The organism is Kaistia geumhonensis (assembly GCF_030815145.1).
Taxonomy (GTDB): domain Bacteria; phylum Pseudomonadota; class Alphaproteobacteria; order Rhizobiales; family Kaistiaceae; genus Kaistia; species Kaistia geumhonensis.
Map to the genome: position 1 here is coordinate 690084 of NZ_JAUSWJ010000001.1, position 24850 is coordinate 714933.

Annotated in this window: 21 protein-coding genes; 4 read left to right on the forward strand and 17 right to left on the reverse strand. The window is 67.2% G+C overall.

Translation table 11 applies throughout. From position 1 onward, the window contains the following. Positions 1 to 9: 9 nt before the first annotated feature. The 8 genes from gmd to QO015_RS03250 all read right to left on the reverse strand — a co-directional run bounded on the left by gmd (position 10) and on the right by QO015_RS03250 (position 8742). Positions 10 to 1083: a GDP-mannose 4,6-dehydratase gene (gene gmd, locus QO015_RS03215; protein WP_266281500.1), complete on the reverse strand. Its 1074-nt coding sequence runs from the start codon at positions 1081 to 1083 to the stop codon at positions 10 to 12. A 203-nt stretch (positions 1084 to 1286) separates the two neighbouring features. Then, positions 1287 to 2642 carry a UDP-glucose dehydrogenase family protein gene (locus QO015_RS03220; RefSeq protein ID WP_266281499.1) on the reverse strand — a complete coding sequence of 452 codons (1356 nt, stop codon included), beginning with the start codon at positions 2640 to 2642 and terminating at the stop codon, positions 1287 to 1289. A 150-nt stretch (positions 2643 to 2792) separates the two neighbouring features. After that, positions 2793 to 3071, reverse strand: coding sequence for a TM2 domain-containing protein (locus QO015_RS03225; protein ID WP_266281498.1), 279 nt, complete (start codon positions 3069 to 3071; stop codon positions 2793 to 2795). Further along, positions 3068 to 3796 carry an ABC transporter ATP-binding protein gene (locus QO015_RS03230; protein WP_266281497.1) on the reverse strand — a complete coding sequence of 243 codons (729 nt, stop codon included), beginning with the start codon at positions 3794 to 3796 and terminating at the stop codon, positions 3068 to 3070. Before QO015_RS03230 ends, QO015_RS03225 begins: the two co-directional genes overlap by 4 nt. After that, positions 3793 to 5061, reverse strand: a complete 1269-nt coding sequence (locus QO015_RS03235) for a lipoprotein-releasing ABC transporter permease subunit (protein ID WP_370877389.1) — start codon at positions 5059 to 5061, stop codon at positions 3793 to 3795. Before QO015_RS03235 ends, QO015_RS03230 begins: the two co-directional genes overlap by 4 nt. A 61-nt stretch (positions 5062 to 5122) precedes the next feature. Continuing rightward, complete coding sequence (proS, locus tag QO015_RS03240) at positions 5123 to 6442, reverse strand: proline--tRNA ligase (protein ID WP_266282493.1); 1320 nt, start codon at positions 6440 to 6442, stop codon at positions 5123 to 5125. Between the two features lie 549 nt (positions 6443 to 6991). Continuing rightward, entirely contained in the window at positions 6992 to 7795 is an 804-nt protein-coding gene (thiD, locus tag QO015_RS03245) for a bifunctional hydroxymethylpyrimidine kinase/phosphomethylpyrimidine kinase (RefSeq protein WP_266281496.1), read from the reverse strand. Between the two features lie 8 nt (positions 7796 to 7803). Further along, positions 7804 to 8742: a DMT family transporter gene (locus tag QO015_RS03250; RefSeq protein WP_266281495.1), complete on the reverse strand. Its 939-nt coding sequence runs from the start codon at positions 8740 to 8742 to the stop codon at positions 7804 to 7806. 412 nt (positions 8743 to 9154) lie between these two features. Here QO015_RS03250 and QO015_RS03255 point away from each other — a divergent pair, with 412 nt between their 5' ends. Further along, the gene (locus QO015_RS03255) at positions 9155 to 9574 is read left to right on the forward strand and encodes a DUF2155 domain-containing protein (RefSeq protein ID WP_266282492.1); all 420 of its coding nucleotides are present in this window, start codon (positions 9155 to 9157) and stop codon (positions 9572 to 9574) included. Here the strand turns inward: QO015_RS03255 and aat are convergent. The 6 genes from aat to QO015_RS03285 all read right to left on the reverse strand — a co-directional run bounded on the left by aat (position 9511) and on the right by QO015_RS03285 (position 15260). Continuing rightward, a complete protein-coding gene (gene aat, locus QO015_RS03260) occupies positions 9511 to 10188 on the reverse strand; it encodes a leucyl/phenylalanyl-tRNA--protein transferase (RefSeq protein WP_266281494.1) in 678 nt (225 codons plus the stop codon). The two genes, QO015_RS03255 and aat, sit on opposite strands and share 64 nt — an antisense overlap. A 365-nt stretch (positions 10189 to 10553) precedes the next feature. Then, positions 10554 to 11897: an acetyl-CoA carboxylase biotin carboxylase subunit gene (accC, locus tag QO015_RS03265; protein ID WP_266282491.1), complete on the reverse strand. Its 1344-nt coding sequence runs from the start codon at positions 11895 to 11897 to the stop codon at positions 10554 to 10556. A 14-nt stretch (positions 11898 to 11911) separates the two neighbouring features. Beyond that, positions 11912 to 12376 carry an acetyl-CoA carboxylase biotin carboxyl carrier protein gene (accB, locus tag QO015_RS03270; RefSeq protein ID WP_266281493.1) on the reverse strand — a complete coding sequence of 155 codons (465 nt, stop codon included), beginning with the start codon at positions 12374 to 12376 and terminating at the stop codon, positions 11912 to 11914. A gap of 34 nt (positions 12377 to 12410) precedes the next feature. Then, a complete protein-coding gene (aroQ, locus tag QO015_RS03275) occupies positions 12411 to 12848 on the reverse strand; it encodes a type II 3-dehydroquinate dehydratase (protein WP_266281492.1) in 438 nt (145 codons plus the stop codon). Between the two features lie 146 nt (positions 12849 to 12994). Further along, on the reverse strand, positions 12995 to 13813 hold the full coding sequence (locus QO015_RS03280) for a DsbA family protein (protein WP_266281490.1): 819 nt from the start codon (positions 13811 to 13813) through the stop codon (positions 12995 to 12997). 58 nt (positions 13814 to 13871) lie between these two features. Beyond that, on the reverse strand, positions 13872 to 15260 hold the full coding sequence (locus QO015_RS03285; protein ID WP_266282490.1) for a M48 family metalloprotease: 1389 nt from the start codon (positions 15258 to 15260) through the stop codon (positions 13872 to 13874). 129 nt (positions 15261 to 15389) lie between these two features. On the opposite strand from QO015_RS03285, the gene QO015_RS03290 reads away from it, so the two are divergent. Continuing rightward, positions 15390 to 16574, forward strand: coding sequence for a pyridoxal phosphate-dependent aminotransferase (locus tag QO015_RS03290; protein WP_266281489.1), 1185 nt, complete (start codon positions 15390 to 15392; stop codon positions 16572 to 16574). Between the two features lie 10 nt (positions 16575 to 16584). Here QO015_RS03290 and QO015_RS03295 read toward each other — a convergent pair whose 3' ends face one another. Beyond that, positions 16585 to 17832 carry an ROK family protein gene (locus QO015_RS03295; RefSeq protein WP_266281488.1) on the reverse strand — a complete coding sequence of 416 codons (1248 nt, stop codon included), beginning with the start codon at positions 17830 to 17832 and terminating at the stop codon, positions 16585 to 16587. Positions 17833 to 17999: 167 nt separating this feature from the next. On the opposite strand from QO015_RS03295, the gene pgi reads away from it, so the two are divergent. Further along, on the forward strand, positions 18000 to 19655 hold the full coding sequence (gene pgi / locus QO015_RS03300) for a glucose-6-phosphate isomerase (protein ID WP_266281486.1): 1656 nt from the start codon (positions 18000 to 18002) through the stop codon (positions 19653 to 19655). Positions 19656 to 19731: 76 nt separating this feature from the next. Here the strand turns inward: pgi and QO015_RS03305 are convergent, their stop codons facing one another. Both QO015_RS03305 and QO015_RS03310 read right to left on the reverse strand, forming a co-directional pair. Further along, positions 19732 to 20409, reverse strand: coding sequence for a Crp/Fnr family transcriptional regulator (locus tag QO015_RS03305; RefSeq protein ID WP_266281485.1), 678 nt, complete (start codon positions 20407 to 20409; stop codon positions 19732 to 19734). A 48-nt stretch (positions 20410 to 20457) separates the two neighbouring features. Next, entirely contained in the window at positions 20458 to 21057 is a 600-nt protein-coding gene (locus QO015_RS03310) for a TetR/AcrR family transcriptional regulator (RefSeq protein ID WP_266281483.1), read from the reverse strand. Positions 21058 to 21269: 212 nt separating this feature from the next. Here QO015_RS03310 and QO015_RS03315 point away from each other — a divergent pair, with 212 nt between their 5' ends. Beyond that, positions 21270 to 24755, forward strand: a complete 3486-nt coding sequence (locus tag QO015_RS03315; RefSeq protein ID WP_266281482.1) for an acyl-[ACP]--phospholipid O-acyltransferase — start codon at positions 21270 to 21272, stop codon at positions 24753 to 24755. The last annotated feature ends 95 nt before the right edge of the window (positions 24756 to 24850 follow it).

A 24850-nucleotide genomic window follows, 5' to 3' on the forward strand; every position in this document is an offset into this window, starting at 1 on the left:
TGTCGAAGGTCAGGCGTTGTGCATGACCGGAGCGTGCGCCATGACCTTGAGATCCTCGGCCACCATCTCCGCGACGAGCCCGTCGAGGTCCGTCTCATGCGTCCAGCCGAGCTTCGCCTTGGCCTTGGCCGGGTCGCCGATCAGGAGGTCGACTTCGGTCGGGCGGAAATAGCGCGGATCGATCGCCACCAGCACGCGGCCGGTCTTCTTGTCGATGCCCTTCTCCTCGACGCCCTCGCCCTGCCACTCGATGGCGATGTCGACATGGGAGAAGGCCTTCTCGACGAAGGAGCGCACGGTGTGGGTCTCGCCCGTCGCCAGCACGTAGTCGTCGGCCTGGTCCTGCTGCAAGATCAGCCACATGCCGCGCACATATTCACGGGCATGGCCCCAGTCGCGCTTGGCGTCGAGATTGCCGAGATAGAGGCGGTCCTGCTTGCCGTGATGAATCGCCGCCACAGCGCGGGTGATCTTGCGGGTGACGAAGGTCTCGCCGCGCAGCGGGCTCTCATGGTTGAACAGGATGCCGTTCGAGGCGTGCATGCCATAGGCCTCGCGGTAGTTCACCACGATCCAGTAGCCGTAGAGCTTCGCGGCGGCATAGGGCGAGCGCGGATAGAACGGCGTCTTCTCGCTCTGCGGAATCTCCTGGACCTTGCCATAGAGTTCCGAGGTCGACGCCTGGTAGAAGCGAGTCTTCTCGGTGAGCTTCAGGAGGCGGATCGCCTCCAGCAGGCGCAGCGTGCCGATCGCGTCGGCATTGGCCGTGTATTCCGGCGTCTCGAAGCTGACCTGCACATGGCTCTGGGCGGCGAGATTGTAGATCTCGTCCGGCTGCGTCTCCTGCACGATGCGGATCAGATTGGTCGAATCCGTCATGTCGCCGTAATGCAGGATGAAGCGCGGATCCTTCTCGTGAGGATCCTGGTAGAGATGCTCCACGCGCCCCGTGTTGAACGACGACGAGCGCCGCTTCACGCCATGAACGACATAGCCCTTCTCGAGCAGGAGCTCCGAGAGGTAGGCGCCGTCCTGACCCGTCGCGCCGGTGATCAGCGCCGTCTTCCCCGTCTTTGAAACCATGAATCCTGTCGCCGTTCAGTAGAAGTTGAGAAATCTGCCCCAGTCGTGCGGCAAGGCTTGCTTGCCACATGTATGGACCGTTTATATCGCAGTGCAACATAAATGTGCGTCCGCGACAAAGCTGCCCCGCGACCGGCCCCCAACCGTCCGCGCCGGCCCTTCATAGGCCGGAAGCCGGTGCACCGCCAGCCCGCTTCGAGCAGCTACTCCGCGGCGGTACCGAGGATCGATGCCTCGACATCGCCCGCCGTCGCAGCCCGCCCGACGCCCTCGTAGGTAAAGCCGTGGCGAGCCACCTCGTCCGGGCTGTAGACATTGCGCAGGTCGACGAGAACCGGCGCGCGCATCGCCGCCTTCAGCCGCGCGAAATCCAGCGCCCGGAACTGGTCCCATTCCGTCACCAGGACCAGAGCATCCGCGCCCGCCGCCGCCTCGTATGGGCTCTCGGCATAGCTGACTGCGTCGTCGAGAAGCGGCTTCGCCGCCTCCATGCCGACCGGATCGTGCGCCACGACCTTCGCTCCGGCATCCTGCAGCGCCTGGATGATCGACAGCGACGGCGCCTCTCGCATGTCGTCGGTGCGCGGCTTGAAGGTCAGCCCGAGCACGGCCACGACCTTGCCGCGAGCATCCCCGCCACAGGCCGCGATGACCTTCCGCGCCATCGCCCGCTTGCGCTGGTCGTTGATCGCCACCGTGGTTTCGATCAGCCGCACCGCGCTGCCATGATCCTGCGCCGTCTTGACCAGCGCCAGAGTGTCCTTCGGGAAGCAGGAGCCGCCATAGCCGGGGCCGGCATGCAGGAACTTCGAGCCGATCCGATTGTCGAGGCCGATGCCGCGCGACACCGCCTGCACGTCCGCGCCCACTTCCTCGCAGAGATCGGCGATCTCGTTGATGAAGGTGATCTTCATCGCCAGGAACGCGTTCGCCGCATATTTGATCAACTCGGAAGAGCGACGCGAGGTGAATACGATCGGCGAGGCATTGAGGTAGAGCGGCCGGTAGACCTCGACCATCGGCTCGCGCGCCCGCTCGTCCTCGAGGCCGACCACGATGCGGTCCGGCTTCTTGAAATCGCCGATCGCGGCGCCTTCGCGCAGGAATTCCGGGTTCGACACGACAGCGACATCGGCGGCGGGGTTCGTCTCGCGGATGATCCGCTCGACCTCGTCGCCCGTCCCCACCGGAACGGTCGACTTCGTCACCACCACGGTGAAGCCCGTCACCGCCAGCGCGATCTCGCGCGCCGCCGCGTAGACATAGGAGAGATCGGCATGACCGTCGCCACGTCGCGACGGGGTGCCGACCGCGATGAATACCATGTCCGCCGCGGCCACGGCACCGGCGAGCTCGGTCGTGAACGAGAGCCGACCGGCCTTCACATTCTCAGCGACCAGCGCATCGAGCCCCGGCTCGTAGATCGGAATCTCGCCACGCTCCAGCGCCTCGATCTTGGCCACTGCCTTGTCGACGCAGACCACGCTATGGCCGAAATCCGCAAAACACGCACCGGACACCAAACCGACATAGCCGGAACCGATCATCGCAATCTTCACGGTCAGTCTCCTCAATTCGGCATAGCCATGGGGTCCGGCTGCGCGAGCCCCGGCGATCGACGCGGACATTGACCGGAAATTGTGCGCCGCACAAGACCCGGAACGCTGCCAGGCCCTTACGGGCCGGAGCGAATGTTGCGCGCTTGCACCTCAGCCCCGGAGCGAGGCGGCGTAGCGCATGCGGAGATCGTTCTGTCGCTGCCTCACCATTCCCGGGATGAGGAAGATATCGACGAGAACCCAGATGAAGCCGATCAGAACGAAATAGCTGAGAATCTGGAGTACGGCGCTGCCCGGGCGGCCGAGATAGAAGCGGTGCGCCGACACGAACCACAGGAAGAACCAGAACAGATAGGCGACCAAGACGCTCGGCCCGTCATTGGCGACGCGCGCTTCGATCAAGAGCTGCTGCTCGGTCGAGAGGCTCACAGTTCGACGACCTTTCCGCCTGAAAGCGTGATGCGCCGATCCATGCGTTCGGCGAGGTCCATGTTGTGAGTGACGATCAGCGCAGCAAGTCCGGAGGCGCGCACCAGAGCGGCCAGGGCATCAAAAACGTAATGGGCGGTGGTCGGATCGAGATTGCCCGTCGGCTCGTCGGCGAGGAGCAGGCGCGGTGCATTCGCCACGGCGCGGGCGATCGCCACGCGCTGCTGCTCGCCTCCCGAAAGCTCGGACGGGCGATGATTCTTGCGCTCGGCGAGCCGCATATAGGCGAGCAGAGCCTCGGCGCGCGTCGCCGCCTCCTTGCGAGGCAGGCCGCGGATCAACTGCGGCATCATCACATTCTCCAGCGCCGTGAATTCGGGCAGGAGATGGTGAAACTGGTAGACGAAGCCGATCTTGTTGCGCCTGATCGCCGTCCGGTCGGCATCCGTGACGGCGGTCACCGAATTGCCGTCGATCAGCACGTCGCCCTTGTCGGGCCGCTCCAGCAGACCGGCGATGTGGAGAAGGGTCGACTTGCCCGCGCCCGACGGTGCGACGAGCGCGACGATCTCGCCCGTCGAAACCGACAGATCGGCGCCGCTCAGAACGGACAGCCGGCCGGCGCCCTCGCGATAATGTCGTTCGATGCCCTGCAGGCGCAGGACCGGCGGCGGCGCGGCGCGGCGCTCGATCGGCCGCTGGGGATCGGTCACGGTCTCGCTCATTCGTAGCGCAGCGCCTCCACGGGATCGAGGCGGGCGGCCCGCCATGCCGGATAGATGGTCGCGAGATAGGAGAGCACGATCGCCATGATGACGATACTCGTCACTTCGGCGGGCTCCATCCGCGCCGGAAGGCGGGATAGGAAATAGAGTTCGGGCGAGAAGATCTCCGTCCGCGTCAGCCAGGAGACGAACTGGCGGATCGATTCGACGTTCCAGCACACCACCGTGCCGAGAATGACGCCGAACAGCGTGCCGAAGGTGCCGATCGCCGCGCCGGTCAGGAAGAAGACGCGAAGGATCGCACCGCGCGTCGCGCCCATTGTTCTCAGGATGGCGATGTCGTGGCCCTTGTCCTTCACCAGCATGGTCATGCCGGAGATGATGTTGAGCGCCGCCACCAGCACGATCAGCGTCAGGATCATGAACATCATGTTCCGCTCCACCTCGAGGGCGGAGAAGAAGGTCATGTTGCGCTGCCGCCAGTCGGTTATGAGCACCGGCCGACCGGCTGCGGTCTCGATCATCGGCGTCAGCGTGCCGGCCATCTCGGGATCGTCGAGATAGACCTCGACGGCCGAGGCCTTGTCGTCCTGGTTGAAATAGAGCTGCGCCTCGGCGAAGGGCATGAAGACGAAGGTCGAATCATATTCCGACATACCGATCTCGAAGATCGCCGTGACCGGATAGGCCTTCACGCGCGGCGTCACCCCCATCGGCGTGACTGCCCCGCGTGGCGAAACCAGCGTGATCTTGTCGCCGATCGAGAGGCCGAGCGCGGTCGCGAGGCGCGTCCCGATGGCGACACCGCCGGCCGTGTCGAAATCCTTCAGCGTGCCCTGGCGGATGTTGCTGGCGACGCCGGGGACGGAGGGCAGGTCCTCGGCCCGGATGCCGCGCACCAGCGCGCCGTTCGACGTCGACGCGCCGGAGGCCAGGACCTGGCCTTCCACGAAGGGAATCGCAGCCTTGACCCCCTTCACCATCGCGATGCGCGAGGCGACATCGGCGAAATCGGTGAAGGGCGTGTCGATCGGCTGCACGATCATGTGGCCGTTCACGCCGAGGATCTTGCCGATCAGCTCGTATCGGAAGCCGTTCATGACGGCCATCACGATGATGAGCGTCGCTACGCCCAGCATGATGCCGACGAAGGAGAAGCCGGCGATGATCGAGATGAACGTCTCACGCCGGCGGGCCCGCAGATAGCGCCCCGCCAGCATCCACTCAAAAGGTGAAAAGGCCTTGGTGCCGGTCGGCTCCGCCATCGCAATCCTGTCCCGAGCGCGCGGGGACCGCGCCTTGCAGCCGACGGTGCCTCACCGGCTTTCAGCCGGCGATCAGCCGATTCACCGCCGCGTCGAGTGTAAGCGTTTCCCGCTCGCCCGTCGCGCGCCGTTTCAGCTCGACCTCGCCGCTCGCGAGGCCCTTCGGACCGACGATGAGCTGCCAGGGCAGGCCGATCAGGTCCATGGTGGCGAACTTGGCGCCGGCCCGTCCGTCGACATCATCGTAAAGGACTTCGATTCCGGCTTTCGTGAGGCGCTCGTAGAGACCGTCGCAGGCCGCGTCGGTGGCCGCGTCGCCAACCTTCAGGTTGACGAGACCGACGCGATACGGCGCGACGCCCTCGGGCCAGATGATGCCGGCCTCGTCATGGCTCGCCTCGATGATCGCCGCCACGAGCCGCGAAACGCCGATGCCGTAGGAACCCATATGGACGTCGTGGTCCGCGCCGTCAGGACCGGTGACCTTGGCGCCCATCGGCGTCGAATATTTCGTGCCGAAATAGAAGACCTGGCCGACCTCGATGCCGCGCGCCTCGAGCCGCCGCTCTTCGGGGAGCGACTCGAACGCCGCCTTGTCGTGCATTTCCTCGGTCGCGGCGTATTTGGCCGTCCAGGCGGAGACGATCGGCGTCAGATCGCCCTCGAAATCGACATCGGTTCCCGGCACGGGAACGTCGAGCGCCTCGCGGTCCAGGAACACGGCGCTCTCGCCCGTCGAGGCGAGAACGATGAACTCGTGCGTCGCGTCGCCGCCGATGGGGCCCGAATCGGCGCGCATCGGGATCGCCTTCACGCCGAGCCGGTCGAAGGTGCGCAGATAGGCGACGAACATGCGGTTATAGGCGCGCCGCGCCGCCGCCTCGTCGATGTCGAATGAATAGGCGTCCTTCATCAGGAACTCGCGGCCGCGCATGACGCCGAAGCGGGGGCGCACCTCGTCGCGGAACTTCCACTGGATATGGTAGAGGTTGAGCGGCAGCTCCTTGTAGGACCGCACATAGCTGCGGAAGATGTCCGTGACCATCTCCTCGTTGGTCGGACCGTAGAGCATGTCGCGCTCGTGCCGGTCCTTGATGCGCAGCATCTCCTTGCCGTAGTCGTCGTATCGGCCGCTCTCGCGCCACAGGTCGGCGGACTGCAGCGTCGGCATCAGAATCTCGATGGCCCCGGCCCTGTCCTGCTCCTCGCGCACGACCTGCTCGATTTTCGAAAGCACACGCTGGCCGAGCGGCAGCCAGGCATAGATTCCCGCCGCCTGCTGGCGGATGAGACCGGCCCGCAGCATCAGCCGGTGCGAGACGATCTCGGCCTCCTTGGGCGTATCGCGGAGCGTCGGCAGGAAGGAACGGGAAAGGCGCATCATCAGCTCCGGACGAGTCGAATTCGGGGCGTCATCAAGCCACAAACGGCTCGGATTTCAAGGGAAACTGCCACCCGCCGCGTTCTGGGCAGCCCATGCTTTGGGCAGTGTGACCATGATGGTGCAATGCAAGCAGATCGGCGCATCGCAACACGTCTCGGAACGCTTCACTAAGGTCAGCCATGCTGACGCAAAAAAAGTGAGCGGGTCATGCACAAATTGGTGACAAGCACCCCGGCATTGGATAACGTCCCCTGCCATAAGAAAGGGGTCGGCATTTACAAGCACGGCTCCACCAACAGGCATCGCGGTCTAAGTCTTGGGAGGAAGCTCCCCTCCGGCGCGCCGCAAGGCAGCAGCCGCCGGGTCCGAATAAACAATTCGCAATGCCCTCAGGGGCAGGTTGCTCGGCTACGAGGGGATAGAACGCGAACTCGACAAAGCAAGGCTCTCGCGAGCCTTGCTTTTTTTATTGCCTGAATATGGGGATTTTTGCTTACGCTATACTGTTAACCCTGTTCAGTCGTCGATCTGACCAGCGCGGTGTTTTCACTCGATCCACCAGCGATGAAAATGGTGGACTGGCCCGTGGCCCTTCCCGATCGACAGCCGGTCGGCTGCCGCGATCGCCTCGCTCACATAGCGCTTGCCCGTCTCGACCGCCGCCTCGAGGTCCTCGCCGAGCGCAAGGCCCGCCGCGATCGCCGAGGACAGCGTGCAACCGGTCCCATGCGTGTTGCGTGTGGCGATACGGGGCGCGCGATACCAGCGGCGGATCGTCGGCGACAGCAGCAGATCGGCACTTTCGGGACCCTCGCCATGGCCGCCCTTGAGCAGCACCGCCCGCGCGCCGAGGTCGAGGATCGCCTCTGCCTGTGCCATCATCTCCGTCTCGCTGGCGGCGACCGGCGCACCGACGAGACGAGCGGCCTCGCGCATGTTGGGCGTCACCAGCGCGGCGCGCGGCAGCAGGTCGGCAACCAGCACCGCCACAGCCTCCTCGCGCAGCAGCATGTCGCCGCTCGTCGCCACCATCACCGGATCGAGCACCACCTCGCGCTGGTCGAACCTGTCGAGTCCGGCCGCGACGGCACGGATGACGTCCGGCTGCGAGAGCATGCCGATCTTCACGGCTCCGACGTCGAGATCCGAGAAGACGGCGTCGATCTGCGCCGTGACGAACGCCGCCGGGACATCGTGGATGGCCGTCACGCCGAGCGTGTTCTGCGCCGTCAGAGCCGCGATGACCGAGGCGCCGTAGACGCCGAGCGCGGAAAAGGTCTTGAGATCGGCCTGGATGCCGGCCCCGCCGCCCGAATCCGAGCCGGCGATGGTCACTGCGATGGCGGTCATGGCGGTCCTCATTGCTCCGGGTCGAAAGGCGTCTTCACCGCCGCCTTGCGTGCGCGGGCGAGATTGAGCCTCTGCTCGCGATAGATGACGAAAAGGCCCGACGCGATCACGATGGCCGAACCTATCAGCATCGAAAGGCCCGGCAGGGTATCGAACAGGAGATAGCCGACGAGGATCGCCCAGACCATCGAGACATATTCGAAGGGCGCGATTAGCGAGGCCTCGCCATAGCGATAGCTCTGCGTCAGCAGCACCTGCCCGATACCGCCGCAGATGCCGCAGCCGACGAGCAGCACCCATTCGGTTGCCGTCGGCAGCACCCAGCCGAAGGGCAGCGTGACGAGCATGAACAGCGCGGTAAAGGACGAGAAATAGACGACGATGGTCGAGGGGTCCTCCGACCAGGTCAGGCGCCGCGTCTGCGTCGCCGCGAGCGCGCCGAAGGCGGCGCCGGCCAGCGCGAAGGCTGCGCCGATGGTGCTGCGGTCCGGACCATCGGTCTCGACATAGCCGGAGACGATGACCACGATCCCGACGAGGCCGACCACCACCGCCGTCCACCGATAGACACGGATCGTCTCGCCGAGCAGCACGGCCGCGAGGATGACGGTAAGAAGCGGGGCGGCATAGCCGATCGCGGTGGCATCGGAGAGCGGCAGCAGGGCGAGCGCCGTGAAGCCGCAGAACATCGAGCTGGCGCCGGCGATCGAGCGCAGGAGATGCCCCCCGATGCGGGGCGTCCGGAACACCGTCGTAAGCTGGCCGCGTGTCGCGACCCAGAAGAGAACCGGAATGAGCGCGAAGGCCGAGCGGAAGAACGCCACCTCGCCCGCCGGAATGCGGTCCGAGACGAGCTTGATCTGCGTCGCCATTGCCGTGAAGGCGATGGTCGAGATCACTTTCAGCATGACACCGAACAGAGGGTGCCGGTGGTGGGCGGCTTCCATGGCCTCAGGGCCCGCGGCGGACCCGTTCCAGCTGAGCGCCGAGGCGGCGCGGAGGATGAACGGCCCTCGGGCCGGCGGGACCCCGACGAAAACCCGCCCGGCCGGGCGCCGGGCGGCGGCCGCAGACAGGTCAGATCGTCCGGATGCCGAAACTTGCGAGCCTGTCGCAGCGCCCGGCGGCATGGATCATAGAGGGCACGGCGCCGCCGGTGCAACGGCGGACGCCGACCGCCCGCCTTTTCGCGACCAAAATCGCGTGCTAGGCAGCGTTCATCGACTGCGCTCCCAGGATTCCGGCGGCCCCTTCATGATCGCGTGTTCCCTGCGCCTCCTCGGCGCGACGACCCTCATTCTCGCCGGCCTCGCAGCAGCAAGCGCCCAGGATGCCCTCCCCGATCCTTCGATGCCCGAGATGCCGGCAGCGCCGCAGGCGCCCGACGCCGCAGCGCCCGGCGCGATGCCGCCGGATGCCGTCGCGCCCGCCCCGGCAGGGCCGACGCGGCTCACCAATCCGGTCGCGGAGTTCGCCGGGCTCGACAAGATCACCGGCCGGATCATCACCTTCGACGTCTACATGAACGAGACGGTGCAGTTCGGCGCCCTGCAGGTGACGCCGCGCGTCTGTTATTCGCGCCCGCCGACCGAGCCGCCGCGCACCGATGCCTTCGTGGAGGTGGACGAGATCACCCTCGCCCGCAAGGTGCGCCGCATCTTCACCGGATGGATGTTCGCCGACAGCCCGGGCCTGCACGCCGTCGACCATGCGGTCTATGACGTCTGGCTCGCGAGCTGCAAGACCTCATCGACCGTCGCGCCGCCCGGCAGCCGGTAGAAGTCGGCGTCCACGGCGAGCGCTGCTTCCAGCCGCTCGTGATAGGCGGCGCGGTCGATCTCGACGGCGCCGAAGCGCTGCAGATGATCCGTCGTGAACTGCGCGTCGAGGAGGCGGAACCCGCCGGCCTTGAGACGCGCCACGAGATGGACCAGCGCGATCTTCGACGCGTCCGTGGCGTGGCTGAACATGCTCTCGCCGAAAAAGGCGCCGCGCAGCCGCACGCCATAGAGCCCGCCCACGAGCTTTCCGTCCTGCCAGGCCTCGACCGTGTGGCAGAAGCCGAGCTCGAAAAGCTCGCCATACAGGCGGCGGATGCGTCCGTTGATCCAGGTCTTGTCGCGATAGAGCGACGTCTCGTCGCCCGCGCAGCCGTCGATCACGCCGGCGAAATCGGTGTCGATCCGGATTTCGTAGGGCTCCTGTCGCATGGTGCGCGCGAGGCGCCGCGGGACATGGAAGCTTTCGAGCGGGAAGATGCCGCGACTTTCCGGCTCGATCCAGTAAAGGCCGGGATCATCGGCCGAATCGGACATCGGAAAGATGCCGCAGGCATAAGCCTTGAGAAGAACCTGCGGCGTGATCTGCAGCGAGGAGTCGGATTGTCTGGCCATGCCGTCGCCCGTGCGCGGCGGCCCCATGCCGTCCGCACTTCGCCGCGCGCCCCCGCGACGATTCGCAGCATCGCACGAGTTGCGGTGCGGTAGAAGGCGCGGCGGGGAAGAGATGGGGATTGGCGGAGGCGCCCGGGAGCCAAAGCTCCGAAGGTCAGCACGCATAAGGGCCAAACGCTTCCGGCACTGGACGAGGACATCATGGCCGGGCTTTACCCGGCCATTGACTGCTTTCCTTCAGCTCAGGGGAGCGGTTCGCACACTCTCCTGCCGCCAAAGACCGACGGCGATGCCCGGATCAAGCCGGGCACCATGGCTGAACTCGACAACCGTCGCTGCACCTCAGCCGGAGTCGCCGCAGAAGCTCAATGGCCGATCGAGAGCTTCTTCTCGAGCCAATGGATGTCGTAGCGGCCATCGGCGATGTCCTGGTCGTCCACCAGGTCGCGGAAGAGCGGGATCGTCGTCTTGATGCCGTCGACGACGAACTCGTCCAGCGCGCGGCGCAGCCGCATCATGCATTCGACGCGGTTGCGGCCATGCACGATCAGCTTTCCGATCAGGCTGTCGTAATAGGGCGGGATCTTGTAGCCCTGATAGACGCCTGAATCGACGCGAACGCCGAGCCCGCCCGGGGGATGGTAATAGGTGATCAGCCCCGGCGAGGGCGCGAAGGTGCGCGGGTCCTCGGCATTGATGCGGCACTCGATCGCGTGACCCTGGAACTTCACCTCTTCCTGGCGGAAAGAGAGCCCGCTGCCGGCGGCGACACGGATCTGCTCGTTGACGAGGTCGATGCCCGTCACGGCCTCGGTCACCGGATGCTCCACCTGGAGGCGGGTGTTCATCTCGATGAAGTAGAACTCGCCGTTCTCGTAGAGGAACTCGATCGTGCCGGCGCCGGAATAGCCGAGATCGCCGATCGCCTTGGCGCAGACGGCGCCGATGCGGTCACGCTCCTCGGCATTGAGCGCGGGCGAGCCCGCCTCTTCCCAGACCTTCTGGTGGCGGCGCTGAAGCGAGCAATCGCGCTCGCCCAGATGCACGGCATAGCCCTTGCCGTCGCCGAGCACCTGGATCTCGATATGCCGCGGCTTCTCGAGATACTTCTCCATATAGACCGCATCGTCGCCGAAGGCGGCCTTCGCTTCCGAACGTGCGGTCGAATAGGCGATCGGCAGTTCCGCGGCCGAGCGCGCCACCTTCATGCCGCGTCCGCCGCCGCCGGCCGAAGCCTTGATGAGCACGGGATAGCCGATCTCGGCCGCCGTCCTCAGCGCGTCGGCCTCGTCCTTCAGCGCACCGGCCGAGCCGGGAACGACCGGAATGCCGAGCCGCTGCGCCGTGCGCTTCGCCTCGATCTTGTCGCCCATGATGCGGATATGCTCTGACCGCGGGCCGATGAAGGTCAGGTTGTGCGCTTCGAGGATCTCGGCGAAGCGGGCATTCTCGGAGAGAAAGCCGTAGCCCGGATGCACGGCGTCGGCGCCGGTGATCTCGCAGGCGGCCAGCAGCGAGGGAATGTTGAGATAGCTGTCGCGGGCGGGCGGCGGGCCGATGCAGACGCTCTCGTCGGCGAGGCGCACATGCATCGCGTCGGCGTCGGCCGTGGAATGCACCGCCACCGTCTCGATGCCGAGCTCCTTGCAGGCGCGCAGCACCCGGAGGGCGATCTCGCCGCGATTGGCGATGAGGATCTTGTTGAACATCGGCTTGCCGCTGCTCACTCGATCACCAGGAGCGGCTCGCCATATTCCACAGGCTGGCCGTCAATGACCATGATCGCCTTCACGGTTCCGGCGCGCGGCGCGGGGATCTGGTTCATCGTCTTCATGGCCTCGACGATGAGAACCGTCTGGCCTTCGCGAACCGTCTGGCCGATCTCCACGAAGGGCTTGGCGCCCGGCTCGGGCGAGCGATAGGCCGTGCCGACCATCGGCGAGGGCACGGCGCCCGGATGCGAGGCATGGTTCACTTCGGCGGCGGGCGCGGCAGCGGCCGCAACGGGCGCGGCGGCCGGAGCCGGCGGCGCGACGTGATAGGACACCGGCGCCGCTGTGACGCTCCGCGCGACGCGGATGCGCAGGTCGCCCTGCTCGACCTCGATCTCGGAGAGATCCGTGTCCGTCAGCAGGGTGGCGAGCTGGCGGATCAGTTCCTGATCGATGGTCGATGGCTTCGAGGTCATGTGTTGAGCACTTTCATGGGAAGGGTCCTCCGGCTCACGCGAGATGCTTCTTCAGCGCGGTCAGGGCCAGCTGATAGCCGAGCGGACCGAAGCCGCAGATGACGCCGAGAGCGACGGGGGACACATAGGAGTGGTGGCGGAAGGCTTCGCGCGCGAACACGTTCGACAGGTGCACCTCGACGGTCGGGAGCCCGACCGCGCGCAGCGCATCCTGCAGGGCGACGGAGGTGTGCGTGTAGGCGCCGGGATTGATCGCGATCCCCTGAAACCGTCCGAGGGCCTCATGGATCCAGTCGACCAGCACGCCTTCGTGATTGGTCTGGCGGAAGTCGATCGCGATGCCGATGCCCTCCGCGAAGGCCCGCGTCTCCACCTCGATCTCGGCGAGCGTCCGGGCGCCATAGACGCCGGGCTCGCGCTTGCCGAGCATGTTGAGGTTGGGGCCGTTGAGGACCAGGACGGAGATCGACATCAGCAGGCTGCCGCCTCGACTATGAACCGCCCCCGGCTTCGCCGGAATGCGGCGGCCGGAGCGCGCCGGTTATAGGGGGTCGCCCGGCAAAGGAAAAGCCCCGGCCGCGCGCCCCGCTGTCGATGTCCGGATCGGGCGGCGCCCAATCAGCAGGTCGCCTTGCCGCATTCGCGGACCGACTTGATCTTGTTCTTGAGCGTGTCGTAGCCGACGGCGCCGACGACGATGTCGCCCTTCAGCACATAAGTGGGCGTGCCGTTGATGCCGAGCGCCTGGGCGAGGCCGAAGGATTCGGAGATCGTCTCTCCGATGATCGGCTCCTTGAGACGCGCCTTCACCGCGTCGGCATCGAGGCCGATATCGGCCGCCACGGCCAGCGCGCGCGCGCCGTTGACCTCGCCGCGCGTCATCAGCAACTCGTCGTGGAAGGCCTCATACTTCTCGGGCGCCATCTCGTGCACGATGACGGCGACCTGCGCGGCCTCCTCCGAGCCCTGGCCGAGAACGGGGAATTCCTTGAGGACGATCTTGAGGTTCTTGTCCTCTTCCAGGAGGCGCTTCATGTCGGCATGCGAGCGCTTGCAGTAGCCGCAATTGTAGTCGAAGAACTCGACCAGCGTGACGTCGCCGTCCGGGTTTCCGAGCACGACCTGCTTGCCCGAATTGAAGAGCTGGTCCTCGTATTTGGCGAGATTGGCGCGTTTCGCGGCTTCCTCGGCTTCCTGGTCGCGCCGCTGCAGCTCCTGCAGCGCTTCGCGGACCACCTCCGGATGCGCCATCAGGTAATCCTTGACGATACCGCCGATCGCCTCCTGCTGACCTGCGCTGAAGGGAGTGTCGTCGGCGAGAGACGGCGCGGCGGTGCCGGCGAGCAGGGCGACGGCCATGGCCGCAGTGACGCCGAAGCGGCCGAACGCGCGCCTCGCGAGCGGTCCTGATGTCATGACGGGGTGCGGCGCGTTCATCGGTGAAACCTCTGCTGGTCGGGTCGGCGGCGGGCGGCGCGAAACGGATGCGCGGCCGTCAGCCGGGTTTGTCGGGATGATAGGACACGATGTCGTCGGCGCGAATCCAGGCGGGCGAGCCGGGCTTCAGGCCCTTCTGCGCCCGCGCGGCGTGCTGGCGCGCCGCGGCATAGTTGCCGCCGGCGAACTCGCCCTGCGCCGTCGCCAGATCCGCGAGCGCGATGTCGCCGCGCGCCGCATAGGCGCGCGCCAGGCTGCGATAGCCGATGCCCATATTCGGATCGACCTGAAGGCCGACCGTGAGATTCTTGATCGCCTCGTCGGTGGTCTTCGGATCGCCGGTCTCGACGAGCGCCTGCCCGAGCAGGACCTTGAGCATGCCGGATTTCGGCGCGAGCGAGACCGCCTTGCGGAAGCCGGGCACTGCCTGGCCGGCACGGCCGTTCTCCAGGTTGATCTGCCCCTGCAGCTCCCAGAAATAGGGGTTCTTCGGCTGCGCCTTGAGGAGGCCGTCGAGAATCTTGAGACCGGCCTGCGAGTTGCCGTTGCGATAGGCGGCGATGGCGCGCGCGTACTGCGCCGGCAGGGAGGTATCGCTCGGCGGGTAGCGCCGCATGATCTCGTCCATGCTGCCGCTGAAACCCACCAGCTTGGCACGGACCATGTTATGGCGCGCCACGAGCGCGGGCGGGTCCTTCTTGTTGTAATAGGGGCTCGCCGTCGCCTCGCGCTGGATCATGTCGACGCGCTCGCGCGGCAGCGGATGGCTCAAGAGATACGGGTTCGCCGTGCGGGCTGCGAAGAGCGTGTTGTCGGCGAATCGCTTGAAGGTATCGAGCATGCCCTTGGCGGACTGCTGCGTCTTCTTCAGGTAGATCAACGCCGACTGGTCCGCCGCCATCTCCTCCGACCGCTGATAGGAAAGGACGGAGCGGCGCGCGATCTCGCCGGAGCCGGCGATGATGCCCGAACCGGCGCGCGCTGCCTCGCCCGACCCCGCCGCGGCGCCGGCCACGGCCGCGCCGATGCCGGCGAGCGCTCCGAGGGTCGCCATGGTCTGGGCATTGGCGAGTTGCTCGTTGAGGCGCGCCGTGTGGTCTCCGGCAAGATGGCCGGTCTCGTGCGCGAGCATGCCGATCAGCTCGTTCGGCGTCTTCGAATCGATGATGGCGCCGGTATTGACGACGATGGTCCGGCCGGACGGGACATAGGCGTTGAAGGCCGGATCCTGGACGAGAAACAGCTCGACCGAATTGGCGCGGATGCCGGCGGCCTTGAAGATCGGCCGCACATAGTCCTGCAGCAGCGCCTCGGTCTCGGCGTCGCGGACGAACTTCCGGGAGCGCGTGCTCTGCGCCTCGGCGGGGATGGCGAGCGTCGCCGCCAGCGTGGCCGCGAGGAGGCCGGCGACCGCCTTCCGCCCGTTCCGCCCGATCGCGCCCAGCATCTTCTCCAACCCCGTTCTTCCTCTCCGCCTCCCGGCGCGCTAGGAAAGCGCGGCCGAATGCCGCCATCCGATCGATGGCCGGCAAATGGGGCAATAACAGGACGCCCCCTCCACCAGCAAGCCGGACCGATGGACGAGACCAGACACGATCCCTTGAACGAGGCCGGCGCCTCGCGCCGCAGCGCCGTCGCTCCCTTCATCGCCATGGACGTGAAATCGGCCGCCAACGCGCTCGAAGCGGCGGGACGCCGGGTGCTGCATCTCGAGATCGGCGAGCCGGGCGCACGCACGCCGGAGCGGGTGCGCGACGCCGCGCGTGCGGCGCTGGAAGACGAGCGGATCGGATACACCGAGGCGCTCGGCTGGCGGCCGCTGCGCGAGCGGATCGCCCGCCATTATGGCGAGCATTACGGCGTTGACGTCCCAGCCGGCCGCGTCGCCATCACGACCGGCTCGTCGGCGGGCTTCAATCTCGCTTTCCTCGCCGCCTTCGACCATGGCGACCGGGTTGCCATCGCCTCGCCGGGCTATCCGGCCTACCGCAACATCCTCGCCGCGCTCGGACTGCATGTCGTCGAACTGCCGACGGCCGCGCGGGACCGGCATGTCATCACGCCCGAAATGCTGGAACGCGCCCACGAGTCGGCGCCGCTCGCCGGCGTGCTCGTCGCGAGCCCCGGAAATCCGACCGGCACGCTGATGGCGCCCGAGGCGCTCGCGGCGCTGACCGAGACCTGCGATCGGCTGGGCATCCGCTTCATCTCGGACGAGATCTACCACCGCCTCGTCTATGAGGGACGCGAGGAGACCGCCCTCGCCTTCTCCGACAGGGCGATCGTCATCAACTCGTTCTCCAAATACTACTGCATGACCGGCTGGCGGATCGGCTGGACCGTGCTGCCACAGGAGCTGGTCCGTCCTGTCGAGCGGATCGCGCAGAGCCTCTACATCTCCGCGCCCGACCTCTCTCAGCGCGCGGCGCTCGCCGCCTTCGAGGCGACGGACGAACTGGAGGCGATCAAGGCCGGCTACGCAGCCAACCGGCGCCTGCTGCTGGACCGCCTGCCCGCCATGGGCTTCGACGACTTCTTTCCCGTCGACGGCGCCTTCTACGTCTATGCCTCGACGCGCCGCTTCACCAACGACTCCGCCGCCTTCGCGCGGGCGATGCTCGAGGAAGCCGGTGTCGCCGCGACGCCCGGCCTCGATTTCGACCGTTCGCGCGGCGACGGTCACATCCGCTTCTCGTTCGCCGGATCGGAGGCGGAGGTCGCCGAGGCGGTGCAGCGGCTCGAGGACTGGCTGAAGCGCTGAGCCCGAGCCTTCAGCGGCGGCGCGGCGCGACCGGCTCGTGGTCGCTGCTAGCGAAGACCTCACGGTCGAGACGCTGCAGCGCGCCGGCAAGAATTCCGACATCGACGAGGTCGTCCTCGGGGGACAGTACCTCGATCTCGGTCATGCGGCCGATCTCGGCGACGAGACCCTCGTCGATGCCGGCCTGGAAACCTTCGCGCATCAGGTCGAAGGCCGCGACGCCGCGGCCCGTGAGCACGACCCGCTCGGGATTGATGATGCCCATCAGCCGCGACAGACCGTAGCCGAGCGCGAGCCCCGCCTGATGATAGGCGGCGCGCACGCGATCCTCGCCCGAACGGGCGCGAGCCTCGAGCTTCGCCATCGTGTCCGCGTCGGGATCGATGTCGGCCGGGGGCTCGTCGGGCGGCAGGCGCTCCACCGAGCGATAGATCGCATAATCGGCCACATAGGCCTCGACGCAGCCACGCCGCCCGCAGCGGCAAAGGGGGCCACCGGGAATGTGGTTGGTGTGGCCGAACTCGGCACCGGAGCCGAAGGCGCCGGAGAACAGGCGGCCATTGATGTAGAGGCCCATGCCGATGCCATAGGCGATGAAGATGATGGCGAAGGTGCCGCCGAAGCGCTTGGGATCGCGCGAGTTCAGCGCCTGCGCCATCATGTCGACGTCGTTGGTCATGGAGACCGGTACGCCGAGCGCCTCGGATAGCGGCCCGGGAACGGCGCCGACATCGACCGAGACGGTCGGGCTCCAGACGAGCCGGCCCGTCGTGCGGTCGACGACGCCGGGAATGGCGACGGGAATCACCGGCACCTGACGGAGCGGAATGCCCCGCTTGCCGAGCTCGTCGCGGATGAGCGCCGCGAGGCGCGGGACGAACTCCGGCGCCTCGGGACCGACCGTCGGAATCGGATGACGGCTCGTCTCCACGAGATGGCCCGAATAGTCGGCAAGCAGCAGCGTCACCGAGTTCAGCGAGATCTTGACGCCCGGCACATAGGCGGCCTCGGCGTTCAGCGACAGCGCGACGCGCGGCCGGCCCCGGCCGATCGGCCGCTCGGCCTTGTCGTCGATGGCGGCGGTGACGATCAGGTTCTCGGTCAGGAGATCGGCGGTGATGGCCGAGATCGTGGCCGGGCTGAGCCCCGTGATGCGGCCGAGCTCGACCCGGGCCATCATCCCTTCCCGGCGCAGCGCCTCGAGGACGAGGCCGCGATTCTGCCGGCGGACGAGTTCGGTATCGGCTTTGCTTTGCAAGACGCTGCTCTGAAACGGTTCCGTCTGTAACGCGGCGCAGAATGGTCGATCATGCTTTGGTTTCCAAGGCCTTTCACGCCGTTGCTCCGGCGGAGCTGCGCCTTGCCGAAGCGCGGCAGCCGTCGTATGTCGGATGCGCTCCGCCACAGATGCCGAGGATGAACGCCATGTCCGCCGTCCGAACAGCCGCTGCGGCGGCTGCCGTCGCGAACGCCTTCGCCGCCCTGCGTAGCCACAAGGATCGCGTCGAGGCGCAGTCGATGCGCCAGATGTTCGCGGCCGATCCGCAGCGCTTCCAGCGCCTGTCGCTGTCGGCCGACGGCATGCTGCTCGACTATTCCAAGAACCGCATCGATACCGCCGCCGTCGTGGCGCTGCTCGACCTCGCCCGCGCGGCCGATGTCGAAGGCCGCCGCGCGATGATGTTCGCCGGCGACAAGATCAACGTCACCGAGAACCGCGCGGTGCTGCACATCGCGCTGCGCGCGCAGCCCGGCGAGAGCTACAAGGTCGACGGCCACGACGTCGTACCGGACGTCCATGCCGTGCTCGACGCGATGAGCGCATTCTCCGACAAGGTCCGCAGCGGCGCGATCGCCGGCAAGGGCGGCAAGTTCACCGATGTCGTCAATATCGGCATCGGCGGTTCCGACCTCGGCCCGGCCATGGTGACGCGGGCGCTGAGCCCCTATCACGATGGCCCGCGCGCGCATTTCGTCTCCAATGTCGACGGCGCGCACATCCACGACACGCTGAAGGACCTCGATCCGGCGACGACGATGTTCCTCGTCGCCTCGAAGACCTTCACCACCGTCGAGACGATGACCAATGCGGGCACCGCCCGGCAGTGGATCGTCGAGGCGCTCGGCGAGGAGGCGGTCGGCGACCATTTCGCGGCCATGTCCACGGCGCTCGACAAGGTCAACGCGTTCGGCATCGCCTCGGACCGCACGTTCGGCTTCTGGGACTGGGTCGGCGGCCGCTATTCGGTGTGGTCGGCGATCGGGCTGCCGGTGATGCTCGCCGTCGGCCCGGAGAATTTCCGCGCCTTCCTCGCCGGCGCGCATGCGATGGATCTCCATTTCCGCGACGCGCCGCTCGATCGCAACCTGCCGGTGCTGCTCGGCATGGTGGGCGTCTGGAACCGCAACGTGCTCGGCTTCCCGGCCAAAGCGGTGCTGCCCTACGACCAGCGCCTCCTGCGCTTCGCCGCCTATCTCCAGCAGCAGGACATGGAATCGAACGGCAAGCGCGTGATGCTCGACGGCAGCCCCGTCACGCAGCCGACCGGCCCGCTCGTCTGGGGCGAGCCCGGCACCAACGGCCAGCACGCCTTCTACCAGCTGCTGCACCAGGGCACCGATCCGATTCCGGCGGACTTCATCGTCGGCGCCCGCGCCCATGAGAAGGACGACGTGCACCAGCATCTCCTGCTCGCCAACTGCCTGGCGCAGACCGAGGCGCTGATGAAGGGCCGGACCACCGAGGAGGCGCGCGCCGAGCTGATCGCCGAAGGCAAGCCGCCGACCGAGGCCGACCGCCTCGCGCCGCACAAGACCTTCCCCGGCAACCGCCCGACCAACACGATCCTCTACCAGCTGCTCGATCCGTTCACGCTCGGCCGCCTGATCGCGCTCTACGAGCATCAGGTGTTCGTGCAGGGCACGATCTGGGGCATCGATTCGTTCGACCAGTGGGGCGTGGAGCTCGGCAAGCAGCTCGCCAAGGAACTGCTGCCGATGATCGAAGGCAAGGAAAGCGCCGACAAGCGCGACGCTTCGACCGCCGGCCTCGTCGCCGCGATCGCCGCGCTGAGGGCCTGAGGCGCAGGGCCGAGCCGCTCACCGTGCCCTCTCCCGGTGGGAGAGGGTAAGGTCCCGTCGTTTGCCCGCCGCGCCGCTACGGCTCCTTCACGGAGCGGTGGATGATGATGTGATGGCCGTCGAGCGACAGGCGGCCCTCCTTGATCAGCGCCCGGATCTGCTTGTTCACCGCCTCGCGGCTGGCGCCGAGCATCTGCGCCAGCGTGCCCTGGGTCAGGTCGAGCGCGACGACGGCGCGATCCTTGTCGATGCTGCCATGGATGAGCGCGAGCTGGCGCAGCAGCACCAGCAGACGATGGCGCAGGTCATGGAAGACGGCGCGGTTCATCTGATCGTTGGTGTGGCGAAGGCGTTCGCACAGTCCGAGCAGGATCTGACGCTGCAGACGGGGCGATGAATCGAGCAGCGCCATGAATGGCTGGCGTGGCACGAAGATCAGCTGCGTCTCGGTCAGCGTCGCCGCGCCCGCGCTGCGCGGCAGCCCGTCGATCAGCGCGATCTCGCCGATCACCTCGCCCTCCTCGAACAGCTGGATCGTGAGCTCGCGCCCGTCCTCCGCCGTGATGAAGATGCGAACGATGCCGCGCACCACCGCGTAGAGGCCGTCGGATTCATCGCCTTGCGAGAAGAGCACCGTATCGGCGGGGTAGGTGGCGACGCGCGCGATCTGGGCGAGGCGGACCAGGTCGTCCTTCTCGAGACCGTTGAAGAAGCTGGTCTTCGCCAGCCTCGAAACCATGTCGGCGATCTGCACGTCAGTCCCCCCGCCCCTCTTCGGCGCCGGCTGCCCGGCACCCCCGCATCATTGGCTCGCCTTAGCATTTGACGACAACACTGACGAGCGACCGAGGTCACACCCTTCGCCGCCGATGACCCGCGTCACCAAGAGATGTCCGAGGCTGCGTGGCGTCTCGTCGGAGACCAGCCCCAGCTTGCCGCTCACCGCCAGCATCGAGAGGCCGTGCAGCGCGGCCCACATCGCGACGACGGCGGCGCGGCGGCGTTCCTCCGGCCACGCCCCGAGCAGAGGCGCGAGCGCAGCGACCGTGCCGTCGATCAGCATCGACAGACCGTCGCTGTACCAGCCGGGCAAAGCCCCCTCGCCCGGCATGCGGTGCTCAAAGATGACCGACCAGAGCAAGGGCTGGCGTTCGACGAAATCGAAATAGGCATCGACCAGAGCAGTGGCGCGGCCGGACGGCTCACTCTCCCCGGCCGCCACCAGGTCCCGGCCGAGGCGCGCAAGCGTCTCGCCGTTGAGAGCCAGGATGAGAGCGTCGAGGCTGTCGAAGAGATTGTAGAGCGTCCCCGGCGCATAGCCCATCTTCTCCGCGACGCGCCGCACGGTGAGCCCGCGCAGCCCCTCGGCCGCGGCGATTTCCCGCGCGGCGCCGAGCGCCATCGCGCGAAGCTCGTCCGGTGTGTGGTCGTTGCGGCGGGCCATTGTCCTTCCTGTCACGCGGAGCGGAAGCGCGACGATCGCCGGGCGTCAGCGATGTTGCCGCATCACCCTAGCACCATATTGAACGATGTTCAAAACAGTGCTAGGCAATTGAACATTGTTCAGAACAGACTGTCCTTGCCACCGCGCAGAAACCGTTCGAGGCTCGATCCATGGACGCCGCCCCCTCTTCCGCAGCCCCGCCCTCGCTGCTCCGCACGCGCGGATTCCTGCCGCTCTTCATCGTGCAGTGGTTCGGCGCGTTTGCCGACAACGCGCTCAAGAGCGCCTTCGGCTTCATGGTCGCCTATGGCGGTGCCGACCTGTTCGGTCTCTCGCCGCAGGTTGCGGTGACGCTCGGCGGCGGCGTGTTCATGCTGCCCTTCTTCCTGTTCTCGGGCATTTCCGGACGCCTTTCCGACTCGATCGACAAGCGCCTCGTCGTGCGCTGGACGCGGGTGGCCGAGGTCATCCTGGCGCTCGTCTCGTCGACGGCGATCGTCATCCATTCCGCGCCGCTCGCGCTGTTCGGCATGTTCCTCTACGCGGTGCAATCGACGATCTTCGGGCCGGCGAAGTATTCGATCCTGCCGCAGCTCGTGGAACGGCAACGGCTCGTGGCCGCCAACGCGCTGTTCGAGGGATCGACCTTCGTCGCGATCCTGCTCGGCACGCTGTTCGGCGGTCTCACGATCGGGCTGGGCGGTACCTGGATCGCGGTGGCCGGGCTCGTCGGAGCGGCGCTCGCTGGCGCTGTCGCGGCCTTCTTCGTTCCCCCTGCCCCGCCGGCGGCCGATGCGCCGCCCTTCCGCTTCTCCTTCGTGGAGGCCAATCGCGGCGCCTTCGCCGCCATCCGCCGGCGCAAATCGCTGTTCCTCGCCGTGCTCGGCATCTCGTGGTTCTGGATGATCGGCCTCGTCGTGATGTCGCTCTTCCCGGAATTCGCGAAGTCGACGCTGCGCGTGGACGAAGTGGTGGCCAATCTCCTCGTCGCGGCCTTCGTCGTCGGCATCGCGCTCGGCTCGGCGGCGACGAGCAAGCTGCTCGGCGGCCATATCTCGGCGCGGCACACGCCGATCGGCGGGCTCATCATGGCCCTGTTCATGATCGATCTCGCGCGCTCGGCCCCGGCGCTCGGCGGATTGCCCGGCGCCGACCTTCTCAGCGTCGTCGATTTCGCGACCTCGGCGGCTGGCCTGCGCGTGCTCCTCGACCTCGTGGGCATCGCCTTCGGCGGCGGACTCTTCACCGTGCCGCTCTATGCGCTGCTCCAGTCGCGCGCGGCGGAGAACGAGCGCTCGGCGGCGATCGCCGGCAACAACATCATGAACGCGGCGCTGATGGTCGGCGGCACCATCGTTTCCGCCGCCCTCCTCGCCGCCGGCGTCACGACGCTGCAGCTACTGTTCTGGCTCGGCATCGCGAATATCGGCGCCGCGATCGTCTGCCTGCGCCTTATTCCCGACGAGGTCATCAAGGCCTTCGGACATCGCCTGCTGCAACTCTTCTTCGGCGCCCGCGTCGAGGGGCTTGAGAACTATGGCGAGGGCGAAGGCTCGGCCGTGGTCGTGGTGAACCACACCTCGTTCCTCGATGCCGTGCTGATCGGCTGCCTGCTGCCGGGCAGACCGGTGTTTGCGATCAATCGCTTCATCGCCGATCGCTGGTGGGTCAAGCCGGCTTTCCGCTTCTTCGATCTCGTTCCGGTCGATCCGACGAGCCCCTTCACCGTGCGCACCATGGTGAAGCTGGTGAAGGAAGGGCGGAGGCTCGTCATCTTCCCCGAGGGGCGGATCACCGTGACGGGCGCGCTCATGAAGGTCTATGACGGACCGGCGATGATCGCGGCGCTCGCCGGCGTGCCGGTCATCCCGCTGCGCATCGCCGGCGCGCAGTATTCGATCTTCTCGCGCCTCAAGGGCAAGGTGAAGCGTCGCCTGTTCCCGCGCATCCACCTGACCGTGCTGCCGCCGCGCACGATCGAACTGCCCGCCGGGCTCGTCGGCCGCCGGCGCCGCGCCGAGGCCGGGGCCCATCTGCAGGACATCATGACCGGGATGGTGTTCTCCACGAGCGAGCCGCGGCGCACGCTTTTCGAGAGCCTCGTCCATGCCCGCAGCCTCAACGGCGCCCGGCCCGTGCTGGAAGACGTCACGCGCTCGCCCGTCGGCTATCGCGAGATCATCCGCGGCGCCTTCGCGCTCGGCCGGCCGCTTGCCAAGCGGACCAGCGCCGGCGAGCGGGTGGGCGTGCTGCTGCCCAACACCATCGCGGCCGTCGTCACCTTCTTCGCCCTGCAGGCGGGGAGCCGGGTGCCGGCGATGCTCAACTTCTCCGCCGGCCCGGCCGCGATCGATGCCGCGCGCCGGGCGGCCGAACTGAAGCTCGTCGTCACCTCGCGCCAGTTCGTCGAGAAGGGGCGGCTCCAGCCTCTGATCGGTGTGCTCGCCCCGTCGTGCACCATCCTCTATCTGGAGGACCTCCGCGACGAGATCGGCCCGTTCGCAAAGCTCCTTGCGCTCATCGGCGGGATCGCGCCGCTGTGGCTGAGCCGCCTCCGCTTCGGCCGGAACGGCGGCGCCGATGACGAGGCCGTCGTGCTGTTCACCTCGGGCTCGGAAGGCCTGCCGAAGGGCGTCTCGCTGAGCCATGCCGCGATCGAAGCCAATCGCCAGCAGATCTCGAGCGTCATCGACTTCTCGCGCGAGGATGTCGTCCTCAACGCGCTACCGCTCTTCCATGCGTTCGGGCTGACGGCGGGCTGCCTGCTGCCGCTCTATTCGGGCGTGCGGCAGATGCTCTACCCCTCGCCGCTGCATTACCGGATCGTTCCCGAGATCGCCTATGACGTGAACGCGACCATCCTCTTCGGCACCGACACCTTCCTCGCCGGCTATGCGCGGATGGCGCATCCCTATGATTTCTACAGCGTGCGCTACATCTTCGCCGGCGCCGAGGCGGTGAAGGCGGAGACGCGCCGCCTCTACTCCGAAAAGTTCGGCCTGCGCATCCTCGAGGGCTACGGCACCACCGAAACCGCGCCGGTGATCGCGATCAACACGCCGATGGCCAACCGGCCCGGCTCGGTCGGCCGTGTGCTGCCCGGCATCGAGCTGAGGCTGGAGCCCGTCGCGGGCATCGAGGAAGGCGGCAGGCTCCTCGTGCGCGGTCCCAATGTCATGCGCGGCTATCTCCGCGCCGAGGCACCGGGTCGGCTCGAGCCGCCGGCAGGTGGCTGGTACGATACCGGCGACATCGTCACGGTCGACGGCCGCGGCTTCGTTACCATCGCCGGGCGCGCCAAGCGCTTCGCCAAGGTTGGCGGCGAGATGGTGTCGCTGGCCGCCATCGAGACCCTGGCCGGAGAGTTCTGGCCGGACCATCCGAGCGCGGCGACCGCGGTCCCCCATGAGCGCAAGGGCGAGGAGATCGTGCTCGTGACCGAGCGGCCGCATCCCGAGCTCGGCGAACTGCAGCGCTTCGGCCGCGCCAAGGGCTTCTCGGAAATCCAGCTGCCGAAGTCGGTCGTCGCCGTCGAAAGATTGCCGCTGCTCGGCTCCGGCAAGGTCGATCTCGGCGCGCTGCGCGAACTCGCCCTTTCGGCGCAGGCCGGCGAAGGCGGCGGGGTGCCGTCCGCGGCCGTCGCCATCAATCCTTAATCCGTTGCACCCATAGTGCAGGAACCGAGCGTCCGGCCACCCGTCTCGACAGGGCGGATGGCCATCGCTAGAGTCAGTCTATTCGTGCTGGGGAT